This window comes from Flavobacterium sp. GP15, from assembly GCF_014281985.1.
Lineage (GTDB): Bacteria > Bacteroidota > Bacteroidia > Flavobacteriales > Flavobacteriaceae > Flavobacterium > Flavobacterium pygoscelis.
This window is the reverse complement of sequence record NZ_JACFTC010000034.1, coordinates 1-662: the sequence shown is the minus strand read 5'-3', so window position 1 is coordinate 662 and position 662 is coordinate 1. Positions and strand designations below refer to the sequence as shown.

At 31.9% G+C, this 662-nt stretch carries 1 protein-coding gene; it reads left to right on the top strand.

The window, feature by feature from the left end:
• Positions 1–662, top strand: a 662-nt coding sequence (locus H2650_RS15715) for an IS30 family transposase (RefSeq protein WP_188051775.1), incomplete at both ends; no start/stop codon positions are given.

Sequence of the window (662 nt, the reverse complement as noted above, 5' to 3'; positions counted from 1 at the left end):
ATGTCCATTTCTTACGAATCTATTTATAAACATATTTATCGATTTAGACAATCTACGTTGGGTAAAAAACTAATCAAACTTCTTCCCTATCATCATCACAAAAGACGAGACAAAAGGAAATATGGTATAAAAAAAACCCGAATCAAAGACCAAATCAGTATTGATGATAGACCTAAATATATCGAAGAACGCCTGGAAGCTGGACATTTAGAAGGAGATTTGATGATTGGTGTAGCACACAAAAGTGCTATTGGAACCATCGTAGATAGAAAAACTAGATTTTTAATTATTGTAAAAATCAACAACAGAAAATCCAAAACAGTAACTCACGAATTTGCAAAGCTCTTAAATAAACAACCTCAATACCTCAGAAAAACAATGACTTACGATAACGGAATAGAAATGGCTAATCATAAATGGCTCTCTAAAAAAACTGGAATGGATATTTATTTTGCACATCCATACTCCTCCTGGGAAAGAGGTACAAATGAAAACACTAACGGATTAATTAGAAGGTTTTTACCAAAAGGAACCGACTTTAATAATATAAGTATGGAAGAGCTAAAAAACATAGAAAACAATCTAAATAACAGACCAAGAAAGGTTTTGGGTTTCAAAACACCTAATCAAATGAGAAGCGAAGAAATCAACAAAATGAATCA